At 55.8% G+C, this 14,007-nt stretch carries 13 protein-coding genes; 11 read left to right on the top strand and 2 right to left on the bottom strand.

Features of this window, described 5'->3' with window-relative positions:
- The 8 genes from OCH02_RS16660 (at window position 1) to OCH02_RS16625 (ending at window position 9,538) form a co-directional block, all read left to right on the top strand.
- On the top strand, window positions 1-1,242 hold the full coding sequence (locus tag OCH02_RS16660) for an amino acid deaminase (protein ID WP_261432145.1): 1,242 nt from the start codon (window positions 1-3) through the stop codon (window positions 1,240-1,242).
- A gap of 19 nt (window positions 1,243-1,261) precedes the next feature.
- Window positions 1,262-2,059 (top strand): ABC transporter ATP-binding protein, encoded by a 798-nt coding sequence (locus OCH02_RS16655; protein WP_261432143.1) that lies wholly within the window; start codon window positions 1,262-1,264, stop codon window positions 2,057-2,059.
- 121 nt (window positions 2,060-2,180) lie between these two features.
- Window positions 2,181-3,137 carry an ABC transporter substrate-binding protein gene (locus OCH02_RS16650; RefSeq protein WP_261432142.1) on the top strand — a complete coding sequence of 319 codons (957 nt, stop codon included), beginning with the start codon at window positions 2,181-2,183 and terminating at the stop codon, window positions 3,135-3,137.
- Window positions 3,137-4,141, top strand: a complete 1,005-nt coding sequence (locus OCH02_RS16645; protein ID WP_261432141.1) for a FecCD family ABC transporter permease — start codon at window positions 3,137-3,139, stop codon at window positions 4,139-4,141. The genes OCH02_RS16650 and OCH02_RS16645 overlap by 1 nt, the downstream gene beginning before the upstream one ends.
- Before the next feature lie 303 nt (window positions 4,142-4,444).
- Window positions 4,445-5,380, top strand: coding sequence for an aspartate carbamoyltransferase (gene pyrB, locus OCH02_RS16640; RefSeq protein WP_261432140.1), 936 nt, complete (start codon window positions 4,445-4,447; stop codon window positions 5,378-5,380).
- Between the two features lie 12 nt (window positions 5,381-5,392).
- Window positions 5,393-5,857, top strand: coding sequence for an aspartate carbamoyltransferase regulatory subunit (gene pyrI / locus OCH02_RS16635; RefSeq protein WP_012005000.1), 465 nt, complete (start codon window positions 5,393-5,395; stop codon window positions 5,855-5,857).
- A gap of 98 nt (window positions 5,858-5,955) precedes the next feature.
- Window positions 5,956-6,342 carry a 2-iminobutanoate/2-iminopropanoate deaminase gene (gene ridA / locus OCH02_RS16630; protein WP_012004999.1) on the top strand — a complete coding sequence of 129 codons (387 nt, stop codon included), beginning with the start codon at window positions 5,956-5,958 and terminating at the stop codon, window positions 6,340-6,342.
- A 214-nt stretch (window positions 6,343-6,556) separates the two neighbouring features.
- Complete coding sequence (locus tag OCH02_RS16625; protein ID WP_261432139.1) at window positions 6,557-9,538, top strand: amino acid adenylation domain-containing protein; 2,982 nt, start codon at window positions 6,557-6,559, stop codon at window positions 9,536-9,538.
- Window positions 9,539-9,615: 77 nt separating this feature from the next.
- Here the strand turns inward: OCH02_RS16625 and OCH02_RS16620 are convergent, their stop codons facing one another.
- Both OCH02_RS16620 and OCH02_RS16615 read right to left on the bottom strand, forming a co-directional pair.
- Entirely contained in the window at window positions 9,616-9,882 is a 267-nt protein-coding gene (locus tag OCH02_RS16620; protein WP_261432138.1) for a hypothetical protein, read from the bottom strand.
- An 8-nt stretch (window positions 9,883-9,890) separates the two neighbouring features.
- Complete coding sequence (locus OCH02_RS16615; RefSeq protein WP_261432137.1) at window positions 9,891-10,529, bottom strand: hypothetical protein; 639 nt, start codon at window positions 10,527-10,529, stop codon at window positions 9,891-9,893.
- Between the two features lie 281 nt (window positions 10,530-10,810).
- Between OCH02_RS16615 and OCH02_RS16610 the strand changes: the two genes are divergently transcribed.
- Genes OCH02_RS16610 through OCH02_RS16600 form a run of 3 tightly spaced genes read left to right on the top strand, consistent with a single transcriptional unit; the run spans window position 10,811 to window position 13,961 of the window.
- A complete protein-coding gene (locus OCH02_RS16610; RefSeq protein WP_261432135.1) occupies window positions 10,811-12,247 on the top strand; it encodes a circularly permuted type 2 ATP-grasp protein in 1,437 nt (478 codons plus the stop codon).
- On the top strand, window positions 12,241-13,170 hold the full coding sequence (locus OCH02_RS16605; protein ID WP_012004997.1) for an alpha-E domain-containing protein: 930 nt from the start codon (window positions 12,241-12,243) through the stop codon (window positions 13,168-13,170). The genes OCH02_RS16610 and OCH02_RS16605 overlap by 7 nt, the downstream gene beginning before the upstream one ends.
- The gene (locus OCH02_RS16600) at window positions 13,167-13,961 is read left to right on the top strand and encodes a transglutaminase N-terminal domain-containing protein (RefSeq protein ID WP_012004996.1); all 795 of its coding nucleotides are present in this window, start codon (window positions 13,167-13,169) and stop codon (window positions 13,959-13,961) included. Before OCH02_RS16605 ends, OCH02_RS16600 begins: the two co-directional genes overlap by 4 nt.
- Window positions 13,962-14,007: the final 46 nt, after the last annotated feature.

Genomic DNA, 14,007 nt, shown 5'->3' with positions numbered 1-14,007 from the left:
ATGAAATACCAAAAAAACTTCTCCGTTACCCACAAAGCCGCCGTGATGCACAATCACCCCGGTGCCGCGGTAAACCTGCTCAATGAGGATGTCTGCCTGCCGGCCGCCGCCATTAAATCCAGCAGCCTGGAAAACAATATTGCCTGGATGCAAAACTATGCCGATGCGCGCGGCGTTTCTTTAGCCCCACACGGTAAAACCACCATGACGCCGTGGATCTTCCAGCGTCAGGTAGCGCAAGGCGCCTGGGCAATTGGCGTCGGCTCCGCCTGGCAGGCAAAAGTGGCCATGGAAGCCGGCGTGCCTCGGGTACTGATGGCGAACCAACTGGTCGGCAAGGCCAATATGCAACTGATCGCCGAACTCAAGGCGCAGCACCCCGCTAGCGGTTTCTTTTGCTGTATCGACAGCCTGAGCAATGCGCAAACCCTCGCGGCATTTTTCAGCCAGCACGGGCAAACGCTGGATGTGTTGGTGGAATTGGGTGTCCCCGGCGGGCGCTGCGGTTGCCGCAGCGTGGCGCAGGCGGAACGGCTGGCGCAGGAGATAGCCGCACTGCCGGGTTTGCGTCTGCAAGGTATCGAACTGTATGAAGGCGTGATGCACGGCGACGATGCCCAGCACAAAATCGAACAATTCCTGCGTGAGGCCGCCGGTCTGCTACGCGGGCTACACCAGCAAGGTTTATTGAACGCTGAGCAAGCAATCCTCACCGGTGCCGGTTCCTCCTGGTATGACGTGGTGTGCAACGTCTGGCGTGAAGAGGCGCTGCCGGCAAACTGTCGCGTCGTGATCCGCCCCGGCTGTTACATCACCCACGATCGGGGAATTTACCAGGACGCGCAAAATGCGGTGCTGGCCCGTGACAGCTACGCCTGCGATCTGGCGGGGGAATTAATCTCGGCATTGGAACTGGTGGCGCTGGTGCAGTCGGTGCCTGAGCCGGGCCGGGTTATCGTCAACTTCGGCAAACGGGATGCCGCCTTCGACGCCGGTCTGCCGCAACCGATCGCCCATTACCGCAATGGGGTTCGCCAGCAGAGCGACACACAGCACCTGATGACCCATGGCATTATGGATCAGCACGCCATGTTAAGCTGTCCGGCAGAGTTCCCGGTGCAGGTCGGTGATATTCTGGTGTTCGCCACGTCTCACCCGTGCCTGACCTTTGATAAATGGAAAACGCTGTTTTTGATTGATGATAATTACAACGTTATAGAGACCATTGAGACGTTTTTCTGATAACGGAAAAGGATACCTGATGAATAACCTGCCCACCGACCGTCTTTTATCGGTGCAGAATCTTTCCCTGGCCGGCCCAGGGAAAGCCCCACGGATTAATCGGGTCACCTTTACCCTGCAGCAAGATGAGTCCGTCACCATCATCGGCCCAAACGGCAGTGGAAAATCCACGCTGTTACGGCTCATTACCGGTGAGCTAAAACCGAGCGAAGGTGAAATTCTCTTTCAGGGAACGCCCTTATCGGCCATCAAGCCCCAGCAGCGTGCCCGTTCCATCGCCTTGCTTAGCCAACACGATAATGCAGATTTGCGGCTTAAAGTTAACGAGTACGTGGCCCTGGGTCGCCTGCCCTGGCAGGCCGATCGCGAGCCATCCGAGCACCAACGCATAATTGCACAAGCGATGGATGACGTAGGTATCCGCCATCTGCAACATCTTCCGTTGGCCAGGCTTTCGGGGGGCGAACGCCAACGGGCCGGATTTGCCCGGGTACTGGCACAGCAGCCGGTGTTGTTATTACTTGATGAACCTACCAACCATCTCGATCCCCTGGCCCGGCACCAACTGCTGTCACTGGTCCATCAAAAAAAGATAACCAGCTTGAAAGTGCTGCATGATCTTGAGTTGGTTCAACCCTTTTCCGACCAGGTCATCATGATGCATCAAGGGAAAATCCTTTGTTACGGGCCCCCCGATGTGGTGCTGGAGTCAACACACCTGCAACAGGTGTTTGGTATGAAATCGCTGCAAGCCCGCCATCCGCTAACCGGCAAAGCCCTGCGTTTTTTCGAGGCGTTGCCAACATCATCCTGCTGAAATTTATCTAAATCGACGGTTGTTTGATCTAACTACATTTGTCATATGAATTATTCAGGTATGTTGCCCCGGTTCCCAATGAGCCGGGTTACTGACTTCGGTTTATCAACCTGGAGTCGATGTGAAAAAGTTAATCCTCGCCGCCTTACTGACATTCGCCTCAGGAAGTGCCGGAGCCTCTGGTTTTCCTGTCACCGTGGACAACTGCGGTCAGCCACTGACCTTTGCCCAGGCCCCGCAACGGGTGGTGATCCAGGACATCAATATGTCGCAAATGGCCTTTGCCCTGCAGCTACAGCCTGCCATGGTTGGCGTGACCGGCATCTCCGGCTGGTACAAAAATATCCCTGAATTTACGCAACAGCGGGGAACCATCCCTGAGCTGGCACCGAAATATCCGACCATCGAAAATCTTCTCGCCGTTAATCCTGACCTGTTTTTCGCTGGCTGGAACTATGGCCTGCGCGGTGACGTCACTCCGCAGGCACTGGCAAAATTTAATATCAAAACGCTGATACTGAGTGAAAGCTGCATCCACGTAGACAACCATCGCCCACGTGCCAGTCTGGATTTGTTATACGACGACATGATTAGGCTCGGCAAAGTCTTTGGCAAACAGGAGCAGGCGGAAACGCTGGTCAATGGCTGGAAGCAGCAAGTGACCGATATCCATCGCAAAGTTGCGACGCAAAAGCCGATAAAGGTGTTTCTTTATGATTCTGGCGAAGATAAGCCCTACACCAGCGGAGCTTACGCGATGCCGACGGCGATTATTGAAGCCGCCGGGGCAAAGAATGTGATGGATAGCCTAAACACCAGTTGGGCAACCACCAACTGGGAAAGTGTCGCGGCGGCAGAGCCTGAATTTATCATTCTGGTGGATTACCAGGCAGGGACGACCGGCGATACCGACCAAAGGCAGCTTTTTCTTGAACAACACCCATTGATGAAACACACGCGAGCAGTGCTCAATCATCGTTATTTGAAATTGAAATATCAGGAGCTGACGCCGGGGCCGGTCAATATTGACGCCATCCACAAACTGGCGCACGCCCTTTACCCCGCAGCCTTTACCTAATGTCGGAAAAAATGCGTTTCAGGCTGGCATGGACAATCGCCCCAGTGTTGCTGGCGGGGTTGATGTTCGCCAATGTCGCACAAGGCAGCGTGCCGCTCTCTTTCTCTCAGGTGGTAAGCGCTCTGGGTCTCACCCCTGGCGAAGTGCCGCCGATGATTAAAAGCATTGTGCTGGATCTGCGCTTGCCCCGCATGCTGTTGGGATTACTGGCCGGTGCCGGGTTGGCGCTGGTCGGTGCGCTATTACAAACCACCACCCGCAATGACCTGGCCGATCCTTTTCTGTTCGGCCTTTCCTCAGGTGCCTCCGCCGGCGTGGTCATGGTAATTACCCGCCTCGGTAATAGCCTCGGGGCCTGGGCATTACCGGTATCCTCCTTTGTCGGTGGAATACTCTCTGCTGCGGTGGTGATGATTATTTTTATGACTCAATCGCAGAAAGGCACCGAGAAACTGATTATCTGCGGCCTGGCGGTCTCTTTTTTATTCGGGGCCTTCACCAATTATCTGGTGTTTTCCGGCGATCAACGCACCGCCAGCAGCGTGCTGTTCTGGACGCTGGGCGGGCTGGGGCTGGCACGTTGGGATAATTTGATTTTTGCCTTGCTGGCGCTACTGATACTGGTGGTATTGATTGCCTTGCGTTGGCGATCGCTGGATGGCTTGCTGGCAGGCGAACAGACAGCGGGCACCCTGGGCATCAACACCGGCCGCTTACGCACCGAAGTCTTCCTGTGCTGTTCGCTGGCGACCGCATTACTGGTGGCATTAACCGGGGTGATTGGGTTTGTCGGTTTAATGGTTCCCCACCTGGCTCGCCCCTTTACCGGCGTACGTCACCGGCGTCTGCTGCCGCTGGTTGGCATATTGGGTGCCATACTGCTCTGCGCCGGCGATCTGCTCAGCCGGATCATTACCGCGCCACAGGAACTGCCTATCGGCATTATTACTGCCGGTCTTGGCGGTATTTTCGTGCTGGCTATCTTGCTACGACGAACCCAGTGATCGTCAATTGATACGGCCTGTCTCTAAAGGCCACCAGCCAATCGATTGCGAAAGGGCAAAAATCGGCGTTTTAGCGCTTGCAGTGATCAAAAGCGCGAGTATAATGCGCGACAATTTGCCAGGAGAAAGCATGAAAAACGACGTTTGTTTTGTTAGCCACAACCGACAAAACCGACTGCCAATCGGCAGCCAACTGCCGTTGTTTCTCCTGTTGCTAAACCGATCGTTTCAAGCCCCTCGTTGAGGGGCTTTTTTTTGCCTGAAAAGTCCCGCGCCACGGGCACGAGTCGAGGAGAGTGAAAAATGGCCAACCCGCTGTATCACAAACATATCATCTCTATTAACGATCTCAGCCGCGAGGATCTGGAGCTGGTGCTGCGCACCGCCGCCAGCCTGAAAGCCAATCCACAACCCGAGCTGCTAAAGCACAAGGTGATCGCCAGCTGCTTCTTTGAAGCCTCCACCCGTACCCGCCTGTCGTTTGAAACCTCGATGCACCGTCTGGGTGCTTCGGTAGTGGGCTTCGCCGACGGCAGCAATACCTCGCTGGGCAAGAAAGGCGAAACCCTGGCCGACACCATTTCGGTGATTGGTACCTACGTCGATGCCATCGTCATGCGTCACCCGCAGGAAGGCGCGGCGCGGCTGGCAACCGAGTTCTCCGGCGGCATTCCGGTGCTCAACGCCGGTGACGGCGCCAACCAGCACCCGACCCAGACGCTGCTCGACCTGTTCACCATTCAGGAAACCCAGGGCCGCCTGAACAACCTCAATATCGCCATGGTCGGCGACCTGAAATACGGCCGCACCGTACACTCGCTGGCTCAGGCGCTGGCCAAGTTTGAAGGCAACCGCTTCTTCTTCATCGCCCCGGACGCGCTGGCAATGCCAGCCTACATCCTGCAGATGCTGGAAGAGAAAGGCATTCAATACAGCCTGCACAGCAGCATTGAAGAAGTGGTGCCGGAGCTTGATATTCTCTACATGACCCGGGTGCAGAAAGAACGCCTGGACCCTTCCGAATACGCCAACGTGAAAGCGCAGTTCGTGCTGCGCGCGGCGGATCTGGCCGGGGCTCGTGACAACCTCAAGGTGCTGCACCCGCTGCCGCGCATTGATGAGATCACCACCGACGTGGATAAAACGCCGTACGCCTACTATTTCCAGCAGGCGGGCAACGGCATTTTCGCCCGTCAGGCGCTGTTGGCGCTGGTATTAAACGCAGATTTGGCTCTTTAAGGGGGAACCGTCATGACTCACGATAACAAACTGCAGGTTGAAGCGATCAAGTGCGGTACGGTGATTGACCATATTCCGGCGCAGATAGGCTTTAAGCTGCTGACGCTGTTCAAGCTGACCGCCACCGACCAGCGCATCACCATCGGCCTGAACCTGCCTTCAGGCGAGCTGGGCCGCAAAGACCTGATCAAAATCGAGAACACCTTCCTGACCGAACAGCAGGCCAACCAGCTGGCGATGTATGCACCTAAAGCCACGGTTAACCGCATCGACAATTACGAAGTGGTGCGCAAACTGACCCTCAGCCTGCCGGACCATATCGACGGCGTGCTGACCTGCCCGAACAGCAACTGCATCAGCCGCAGTGAGCCGGTGTCCTCCAGCTTTAGCGTGAAATCCCGCGACGGCGACGTACATCTGAAGTGCCGCTACTGCGAGAAAGAGTTCGAACATCAGGTGGTGTTGCAGGCGGACTGAATCTGCTGTTTTCGCCGGGAGACGGCGCTGTTATTCTCCCGGCGACGCCCTATAATGGGGTTTCTGGATAGAACAACCCTCGATTAGCAGGAGAAAAAATGTCACGTAACATCAGCACTGAACTCGCCCCGGCAGCCATTGGTCCTTACGTGCAGGGCGTTGATCTGGGCAGCATGATCATCACTTCCGGCCAGATCCCGGTCGATCCTAAAACCGGCGCCGTTGCCGACGACGTGGCCGCTCAGGCACGCCAGTCACTGGAAAACGTTAAAGCGATCGTTGAAGCTGCCGGCCTGAAAGTCGCCGACATCGTGAAAACCACGGTCTTCGTCAAAGACCTGAACGATTTTGCCACCGTTAACGCCGCTTACGAAAGCTTCTTCACCGAGCACAACGCACCGTTCCCGGCCCGTTCTTGCGTCGAAGTGGCCCGTCTGCCAAAAGACGTGAAAATCGAAATCGAAGCCATCGCCGTTCGTCGTTAATTCCACGACCGCGCAAGCGCCCAACGGTCAGCCATCGGCTGGCCGTTTTTATTTTAGGAAAAAATATTATTCCAGTTATTTTATAAAGATAACCTCACTTTCAACATATTTACATTTCCACAATAAAAATGCATCTATAATTATTTTTCACCCGGCCGGGACATGACTCTTTGCAGTTTGTTAATCAGACTAATAATCTCAGGAGAATAACCCCATGGCTCAAAGCGTATTGGATTATTTTATCCAACAGGTGACCTATTCCCCCGAAGCACTGGCGATCGTCAGTCACAATAAGCGCCTCACTTACCGGCAGTTGGATGATGCCAGTGACCAGCTGTGCGGATACCTGCAACAGCAAGGCGTCCGCCCCGGTGACTGCGTGCCGCTCATCGCATTACGTACCGCAGAATTCCCGATCGGTATACTGGCAATCCTGAAAGCCGGAGCCCGTTATATTCCCATTGATGCCCGATATCCTGAAAAAAGAATTCAGGATATCCTCAGACAAAGTGCAGCTAACACAATAATATTAAGCAACTTATCAATCGATCTCGAAATTAGGTCCCCTGACGTAAAAGTCTTTGCGATTGATAATATTACCTCGAGTGAACCGTTACCCTTTGAATTAATAAAACCGCAGGGTAATACAACTGCCTATATTATTTTCACCTCCGGCACCACCGGCAATCCCAAAGGGGTCATGATTGCCCATCATTCACTGCTGAATATTGTCCTCTGGCATAACCAAAAGTTCGCCATGAATCGCGCAAGCCGTTCAACGCTGATAGCCGGTATTGGTTTTGACGTGGCGCAGTGGGAAATTTGGGCGGCATTGACCAGCGGCGGTACGTTGTATTTGCCCGAGGAAGAGACCCGCTTGCAGCCTTCTGCCCTGCTCGACTTCTTCGCGCACCATCACATCACCCATGCTTTTGTGCCCACAGTGTTGGTGGCTGAAATTGTCAGTGCGCCACAGCCGGAAAATCTGGCGTTGCGCTACCTGTTTACCGCAGGGGAAAAGCTCAACCCGGTCGATCTCAGCGGGGTGAGCTACCCGTTGGTGGATTACTACGGCCCGACAGAAGCAACCATCTTCGCCACCTGGAATTTGGTCAGTTGCGCCACACAACACGCCCCTGCCACTATCGGTCGGCCGGTGGCAGATACCGAGATATTCATTCTCGATGATAATCTGCAACCCGTCAGCGGGCAGCAACCCGGCGAGCTTTACATCAGCGGCAACTGCCTGGCACGCGGCTACCTGAATGATACGCAGCTCACCGCCGAAAAATTTATTACCCCCGCGCATTTTGCCGGCAAACGGCTCTACCGCAGCGGCGATCGGGCACGCTGGCTGCCGGATCATCGGATCCAGTTCCTCGGCCGTATCGACGACCAGATCAAGATCCGTGGTAACCGCGTGGAGCTGGGCGAGATAGAAAGCGTCATGGCACAGGTGACAGGCGTGAAGGCCGCCGTTGCGGCCGTTACCCAGCCGCAGGATCCCGCCAACAAACAGATTGTGGCCTTTCTGGTGGCCGACCAGAACGACGCTGGGGTGATCGAACGCTTGAAGCAACATCTGAAAGCCACATTGCCATCTTACTTCCTGCCCGCCGAGTACCGGCTGCTGGATCGTCTGCCGATCAATGCCAACGGCAAAACTGATAAGGCTGCGCTGCTGGCCCTTTCCCGCACGCTTCAACCTCCGGCAGCAGAAACGCTGACCGGCAGCCGGCAGGCCCTTGCCGCTATTTGGTGCCGGCTGTTGGGAACGGAGCATATCCGCGCCGAAGACAACTTTTTCGACATCGGTGGCCATTCACTGCTGGCGGCAAAGCTGGCGACGGCCATCGCCCAGCAAATTGGAGGGAAGGTTTATGTCCGCGATATTTATGAATACCCGACGATAAATCGTCTGGCGCAGGCGCTGGATGAACGCAGCGGCCATGCGCTGCCGACGGTGGACAGCGAACCGGTGCGTGCTCTGCAGGACGACGTCTGGTTGCCCGCAGACATCACCATCAATCCACAATACGATACACGGCAGATAAGCTCGCCCAGGGCCATTTTTCTCACCGGTGCCACCGGGTTTATCGGTGCGCATCTGCTGGCAGAGCTGCTGAGTACCACCTGTGCCGAGTTGTATTGCCTGGTGCGGGAGCGCAGCCGGATATCCCCGCAACAACGACTCGACGAGATCCTGACTCGCTATCAGATTACTTTATCCGCCGAGCAGTACGCACGCATCCATCTGATCCCCGGCGACGTGGCCGAGCATGATTTCGCCCTGTCACCTGAACACTACCGTGAACTCAGCCAGCGGGTCGATATCATTTATCATTCGGCGAGCGCGGTGAACTTTATCCAACCCTATTCATATATGAAACGCGACAATGTGCAGGGCCTGCGCGAAATGATTCGCTTTGCCGCGCACCAGCGCACCAAACCCCTGATGTTGATGTCGACGATTTCGGTCTATAGCTGGGGGCATCTGCACACCGGCAAACGGGTGATGCTGGAAAGTGACGACATCGATCAAAACCTGCCGGCGGTGATCAGCGATATTGGCTACGTCCGCAGCAAATGGGTAATGGAAAAAATTGCCGATCTGGCGGCATCGCAAGGCTTGCCGCTGATGACCTTCCGTCTGGGGTACGCCACCTGCCATAGCCGAACCGGCGTCAGCGCCAGCTATCAATGGTGGGGGCGACTGGTGAAAACCTGTATTGCCAGTGGCACGCGGCCTGCGCTGCAGGATTTGCGCGAGGGCCTGACAACGGTGGACTATATGACCCAGGCCATTGCACATATCACCCGTAATCCGCAGGCTCTGGGGAAGAAATTCAACCTGATCCACCAGCACCGCAACAACCTGACGCTGCAAGACTTCTTCGGCCTGTTGGAGCGTGAGTTTGGCTATCACTTCCACCCGCTGCCCTTCGAGCAATGGCGGGCACAGTGGGAACACAACGCCGATGCACCGCTCTACCCGTTGCTCAGCCTGTTCAGGGACAATATGGTGAATGGGCAATCGACGGTGCAGCTCTACCAAAATACCTACCAGTGGGATTGCAGCAACCTGCAGCATTTCCTGCAGCACAGCGGGATCGAAGAACCGCGCTTTACCCGGCAAGTGCTACTGAATTATCTGCAGCAGTCCATCGGCGCGCCACAGCCGTCATTGCAGGTATAAAGACCAGGGCGCCCGGAAATGTGAAAGGTGATTATTGAACTGAATAATCCAATGGCCGCTATTGCGGCCATTGCTGATTACTTATGGGTTCGGTTTCGACGGACACCGCCGGCGGCTTCCATGATCGGAGCAGTTTGAGGTTTAATGCGCTTTGCGGCCTGTTTCAACACGGCTAACACTTCTTCACGTGAAGCGCTAATCGGCATCCCTCGGGGCGTCAGGTTGTTAATCTCTTCAGAAGTATAGGTTTTTACAACTGTCAGCCCTTCCCCTTCGGCCTTGTACACTTCCAGCTCATAGGAAGCAGTTTCCGCTACAATCCGACCTGTAGTTTTAATGACCATATCACCCCCTATAATCCCGTCAGCAGGTCATCATTGTCGCTCAAATATTGTTCAGCATCAACCGAGGCCGATGACTCTGGACGGATTGAGTCTTCGATAAACCATTGGAATAAAGCCTGTGCATCACGATAGAGAATGCCATTATCACCTGAGGTGATATCAATAAAGTGATGTTCATTGATGTAGTAATCAGCGACTCTCGCATTGATCGGTGATATTAGCCGCAAGCCTACGCATTGGGTTTCGACCATGAACAACACGGCTGCATAGAGAGCAAAGCGAAAGGTATTGCCATCAAGACGCGAGTCTTGGATGTGGAAATTTTGCAGCATTTCAACATTGAGCACCGCAGGCATATTGCCTGTCGCGGGGCAAAACTGACATATACAGGCACCAGCCGGCCTTTGATTCGCATCCAAAATCTTAAAGCTAAATTTGAAAGCATCTGGGTTATTCAGCGCGGCACCACTCAACTCCCAAGGGATACGCTGATTTTCAGGCAGCCGACGCGTCTGCACTATGCACCATTCCAAATCCTCGGCGGTTAACATTTGCACCCGAATGTTATGTTCACCGGCAGCAAAGATTTCATTGGTTGTAGCTAATACCCTTTGTCCCAGCTCCTGAACATTAAAATCATGCGGCATTATCAGTCCCTTGAATGCTTTATAAATTAAGACGTTAGAAATACGACTTCAATTTTATAACGCACTTTTCATTCTGTCTTCGAGACATCCACTGCTGGGTTTAGAGTCTGAGGCACGCACCGCAGTTTTGCTCCATTTTAAGGCGGCGCCCGGTTGGGTTGCACCCAAAGCGGGCCGTTTCCTGCCACGACCTGGCGTTTTCGCGCCATTTTCGCCCCTTTATCACCTTGGCACATTTTATGCTGGATCCGTCTACAGCCTGCAATGTCGACGAGGTGACGATGCTAAATATCGATCTGTCCGCTTCACCGTTTTTTGATGAAATGCTTCTGGCTGAGGGTAAACACCGAGGTCATTACGAAGCTTACTGGCATTGGCTGCAACAGGCCGATCACAAGGCCATTCAGCGTAAAAGGGAAGAGGCTGCACTGCTGTTTCATCGGGTGGGAATTACCTTTAACGTTTATGGTGAGGATGATGGTGCCGAAAGGCTAATCCCGTTCGACAGCGTTCCGCGCATCATTCCCGCCGGCGAATGGGCGATGCTCGATCGCGGCATCCGCCAGCGCGTCCAGGCGCTGAACGCCTTTCTGCACGATATTTACCATCAACAACATATTCTGAAAGCCGGGATCATTCCGGCGGAACAGGTGCTGGCCAACGATCAATATCAACCCTGCATGCAAGGGGTCGATTTGCACCGCAATATTTACGCGCACATTGTCGGCGTGGATATGGTGCGCGGCGGCGACGGCCAGTATTACGTACTGGAAGACAACCTTCGCACCCCGTCCGGCGTGTCCTACATGCTGGAAAACCGCAAGATGATGATGCGCCTGTACCCGGAACTGTTCGCCCAACAGCGTATTGCGCCGGTGGAACGCTACCCGTCGCACCTGCTGCAAACCCTGCGTGAAAGCTCGCCGATTAACGATCCGACCGTGGTGGTGCTGACACCTGGCCGCTTTAACAGCGCTTATTTCGAGCACAGTTTCCTGGCGCAGCAGATGGGGGTTGAGCTGGTGGAAAGCGCCGACCTGTTCGTCAAGGACGGCGCGGTGTTTATGCGCACCACCGCCGGGCCCTGCAAGGTGGACGTGATCTATCGGCGGGTCGACGACGCCTTTCTCGATCCGCTGGCGTTCCGCCCGGACTCAATGCTCGGCGTGCCGGGGCTGCTGTCGGTATATCGCACCGGTAACGTGGTGCTGGCCAACGCCATTGGCACCGGCGTGGCCGACGACAAGTCGATATATCCGTACGTACCTGAGATGGTGCGCTTCTATCTGCAGGAAGAGCCGATCCTCAATAACGTGCCGACCTGGCAATGCCGTCACAAAAATGAGCTGTCGTACGTGCTGGCCAACCTGGAACAGATGGTAGTAAAAGAGGTTCACGGTGCCGGCGGCTACGGCATGCTGATCGGCCCAGCGGCGACCAAAGACGAAATCGCCCACTTCCGTGCCCTACTGCTGGCCAAGCCCCATAACTACATTGCGCAAAACACGCTGGCATTGTCGACCTGCCCGACCTTCGTCAACGACGGCCTGGCACCACGGCATATCGATCTGCGGCCGTTTGCCCTTAGCGGCGCGGAAATCCGCCTGGTGCCGGGCGGCCTGACGCGCGTAGCGCTGGCGCAAGGCTCGCTGGTGGTCAACTCGTCGCAAGGCGGGGGAACCAAGGATACCTGGGTATTGGAGGACGACGCATGCTGAGCCGAACTGCCAGTGAACTCTATTGGATGGCCCGCTATCTGGAGCGGGCAGAAAGCATCGCCCGGGTACTCGACGTCACCAACAAGCTGTCGATGATGCCGATCCGCGACAGCGAAGATCAGGATCTGCAGGTGCCGCTCAACCTGACCAGCACCGGGGAGCTGTATGCCGCAGCCTATCCTGACCTGACCATGGCCAATCTGGTCAGTTTTTTTGCCCTCGACAGCCGCAACCACAGCAGCATTTACAGCTGTTTGCAGATGGGCTGGAACAACGCCCACGCGGTACGCGGCAGCCTGTCTTCCGAGGTTTGGGAGTGCATTAACTCCACCTGGATCGAGATGAAGCTGATCCGCCGCCAGGGCATTGGCTCGGTGGGCGCCGATGCCTTCTTCGACTGGGTAAAAGAACGCTCACACCTGTTTCGCGGCGCCATGTTCGGCACCCTGCTGCGCAGCGACGCCATGTGCTTTATCCGCCTCGGCACCCTGCTGGAACGGGCCGACAGCACCGCCCGCCTGCTGGGGGTGAAAAATGCGCTGATGGACAGCGATGGCGACCCGGTACGCGAGTATTACCGCATGGATACGCTGCTACGGGCGGTCAGCGCCCGCGAGGCCTATCACAGCATCTACAAGCAGCAGCTCAGCCGCGACACCATTGCCGAACTGATGATCCTGCGTAATGAGATCCCGCGTTCCCTGCTGGCTTGCGTCGGCGATATGGTGCAACAGCTGGAGCAGATTGGTGGCAACAGCGCCAATCAACCACGCCGGCTGGCACATACGCTGCACGCCGAACTGCGCTTCAGCAGCATGAAGGATTTGAACCGGGTCGGGCTGAACGACTGGCTGGACGCCTTTCTTGGGCAAATTGGCGGCATTGCGGAAAGCATCCATCACACCTATCTGGAGGCACAATGAAACTCAACATTGAGCACAATACCCATTATACCTACGCCCAGCAGGTGCAGCGCAGCACCCAGTATCTGCGCCTGACGCCACAGAACTCCCGGCACCAGCGCGTGATCTCCTGGCAACTGACGCTGCCGGAAGATGCGGTGTGTACCACCGATGCCTTCGGTAACGTGCTGCACGTGCTGACGCTGGATCACCCACATCAGGCGATCACCATTCAGGCCCACGGCGTGGTGGAGATTGAAGACGGCGTAGAGGATCAGGTGATGGGGCATCTGTCACCGCTGGTATTCCTGCGCCACAGCCCGTTGACCCAGCCCGACAGCGCGATCCAGGCCTTTGCCCTGCGCTATTACCAGCCGCAGGCGGTGCTTGCCGGGCTGGAAAACCTGATGGGCGAACTGCTGCTGAAAATGCCTTACAGCCCTGGCTCCACCAGCGTTACCGACAGCGCGGCCCAGGCGTTCGCCACCGGTACCGGCGTCTGTCAGGATCACACCCACGTATTTCTGGCCTGCTGCCGCAGCCTGAATATTCCGGCGCGTTATGTCAGCGGCTATCTTTACAGCGAGGACTCTACCCACGTCGCCACCCATGCCTGGGCGGAAGCCTGGGTCGACGAACGCTGGCACAGTTTTGACGTGACCAACAACACCCGTCTGCCGAATCAGCACCTTAAGCTGGCGGTAGGCATCGACTATCTGGACGCCTGCCCGGTGCGCGGCATGCGGCTGGGCGGCGGCTGCGAGAATATGCAGACCATCGCCGAAGTGCAAATGATGCCCAGCGGGCAATAGCCTGTTGCCGAAAATGAAGGTTTACGGCACGCTGGCATTTGGCGGC

It is taken from the genome of Serratia quinivorans (assembly GCF_946227985.1).
GTDB classification, from domain to species: Bacteria; Pseudomonadota; Gammaproteobacteria; order Enterobacterales; family Enterobacteriaceae; genus Serratia; species Serratia quinivorans_A.
The sequence above is the reverse complement of the archived record's forward strand: the minus strand, read 5'-3'. Positions and strand labels throughout refer to the sequence as shown.

Bases quoted from the DNA above. Each gene is read 5' to 3' on its own strand.
- OCH02_RS16660 (WP_261432145.1), top strand. From the start codon at position 1: ATGAAATACCAAAAAAACTTCTCCGTTACCCACAAAGCCGCCGTGATG.
- OCH02_RS16625 (WP_261432139.1), top strand. From the start codon at position 6,557: ATGGCTCAAAGCGTATTGGATTATTTTATCCAACAGGTGACCTATTCC.
- OCH02_RS16605 (WP_012004997.1), top strand. From the start codon at position 12,241: ATGCTGAGCCGAACTGCCAGTGAACTCTATTGGATGGCCCGCTATCTG.
- OCH02_RS16610 (WP_261432135.1), top strand. From the start codon at position 10,811: ATGCTAAATATCGATCTGTCCGCTTCACCGTTTTTTGATGAAATGCTT.
- OCH02_RS16645 (WP_261432141.1), top strand. From the start codon at position 3,137: ATGTCGGAAAAAATGCGTTTCAGGCTGGCATGGACAATCGCCCCAGTG.
- OCH02_RS16620 (WP_261432138.1), bottom strand. From the start codon at position 9,882: ATGGTCATTAAAACTACAGGTCGGATTGTAGCGGAAACTGCTTCCTAT.
- pyrB (WP_261432140.1), top strand. From the start codon at position 4,445: ATGGCCAACCCGCTGTATCACAAACATATCATCTCTATTAACGATCTC.
- OCH02_RS16655 (WP_261432143.1), top strand. From the start codon at position 1,262: ATGAATAACCTGCCCACCGACCGTCTTTTATCGGTGCAGAATCTTTCC.
- ridA (WP_012004999.1), top strand. From the start codon at position 5,956: ATGTCACGTAACATCAGCACTGAACTCGCCCCGGCAGCCATTGGTCCT.
- OCH02_RS16600 (WP_012004996.1), top strand. From the start codon at position 13,167: ATGAAACTCAACATTGAGCACAATACCCATTATACCTACGCCCAGCAG.
- pyrI (WP_012005000.1), top strand. From the start codon at position 5,393: ATGACTCACGATAACAAACTGCAGGTTGAAGCGATCAAGTGCGGTACG.
- OCH02_RS16615 (WP_261432137.1), bottom strand. From the start codon at position 10,529: ATGCCGCATGATTTTAATGTTCAGGAGCTGGGACAAAGGGTATTAGCT.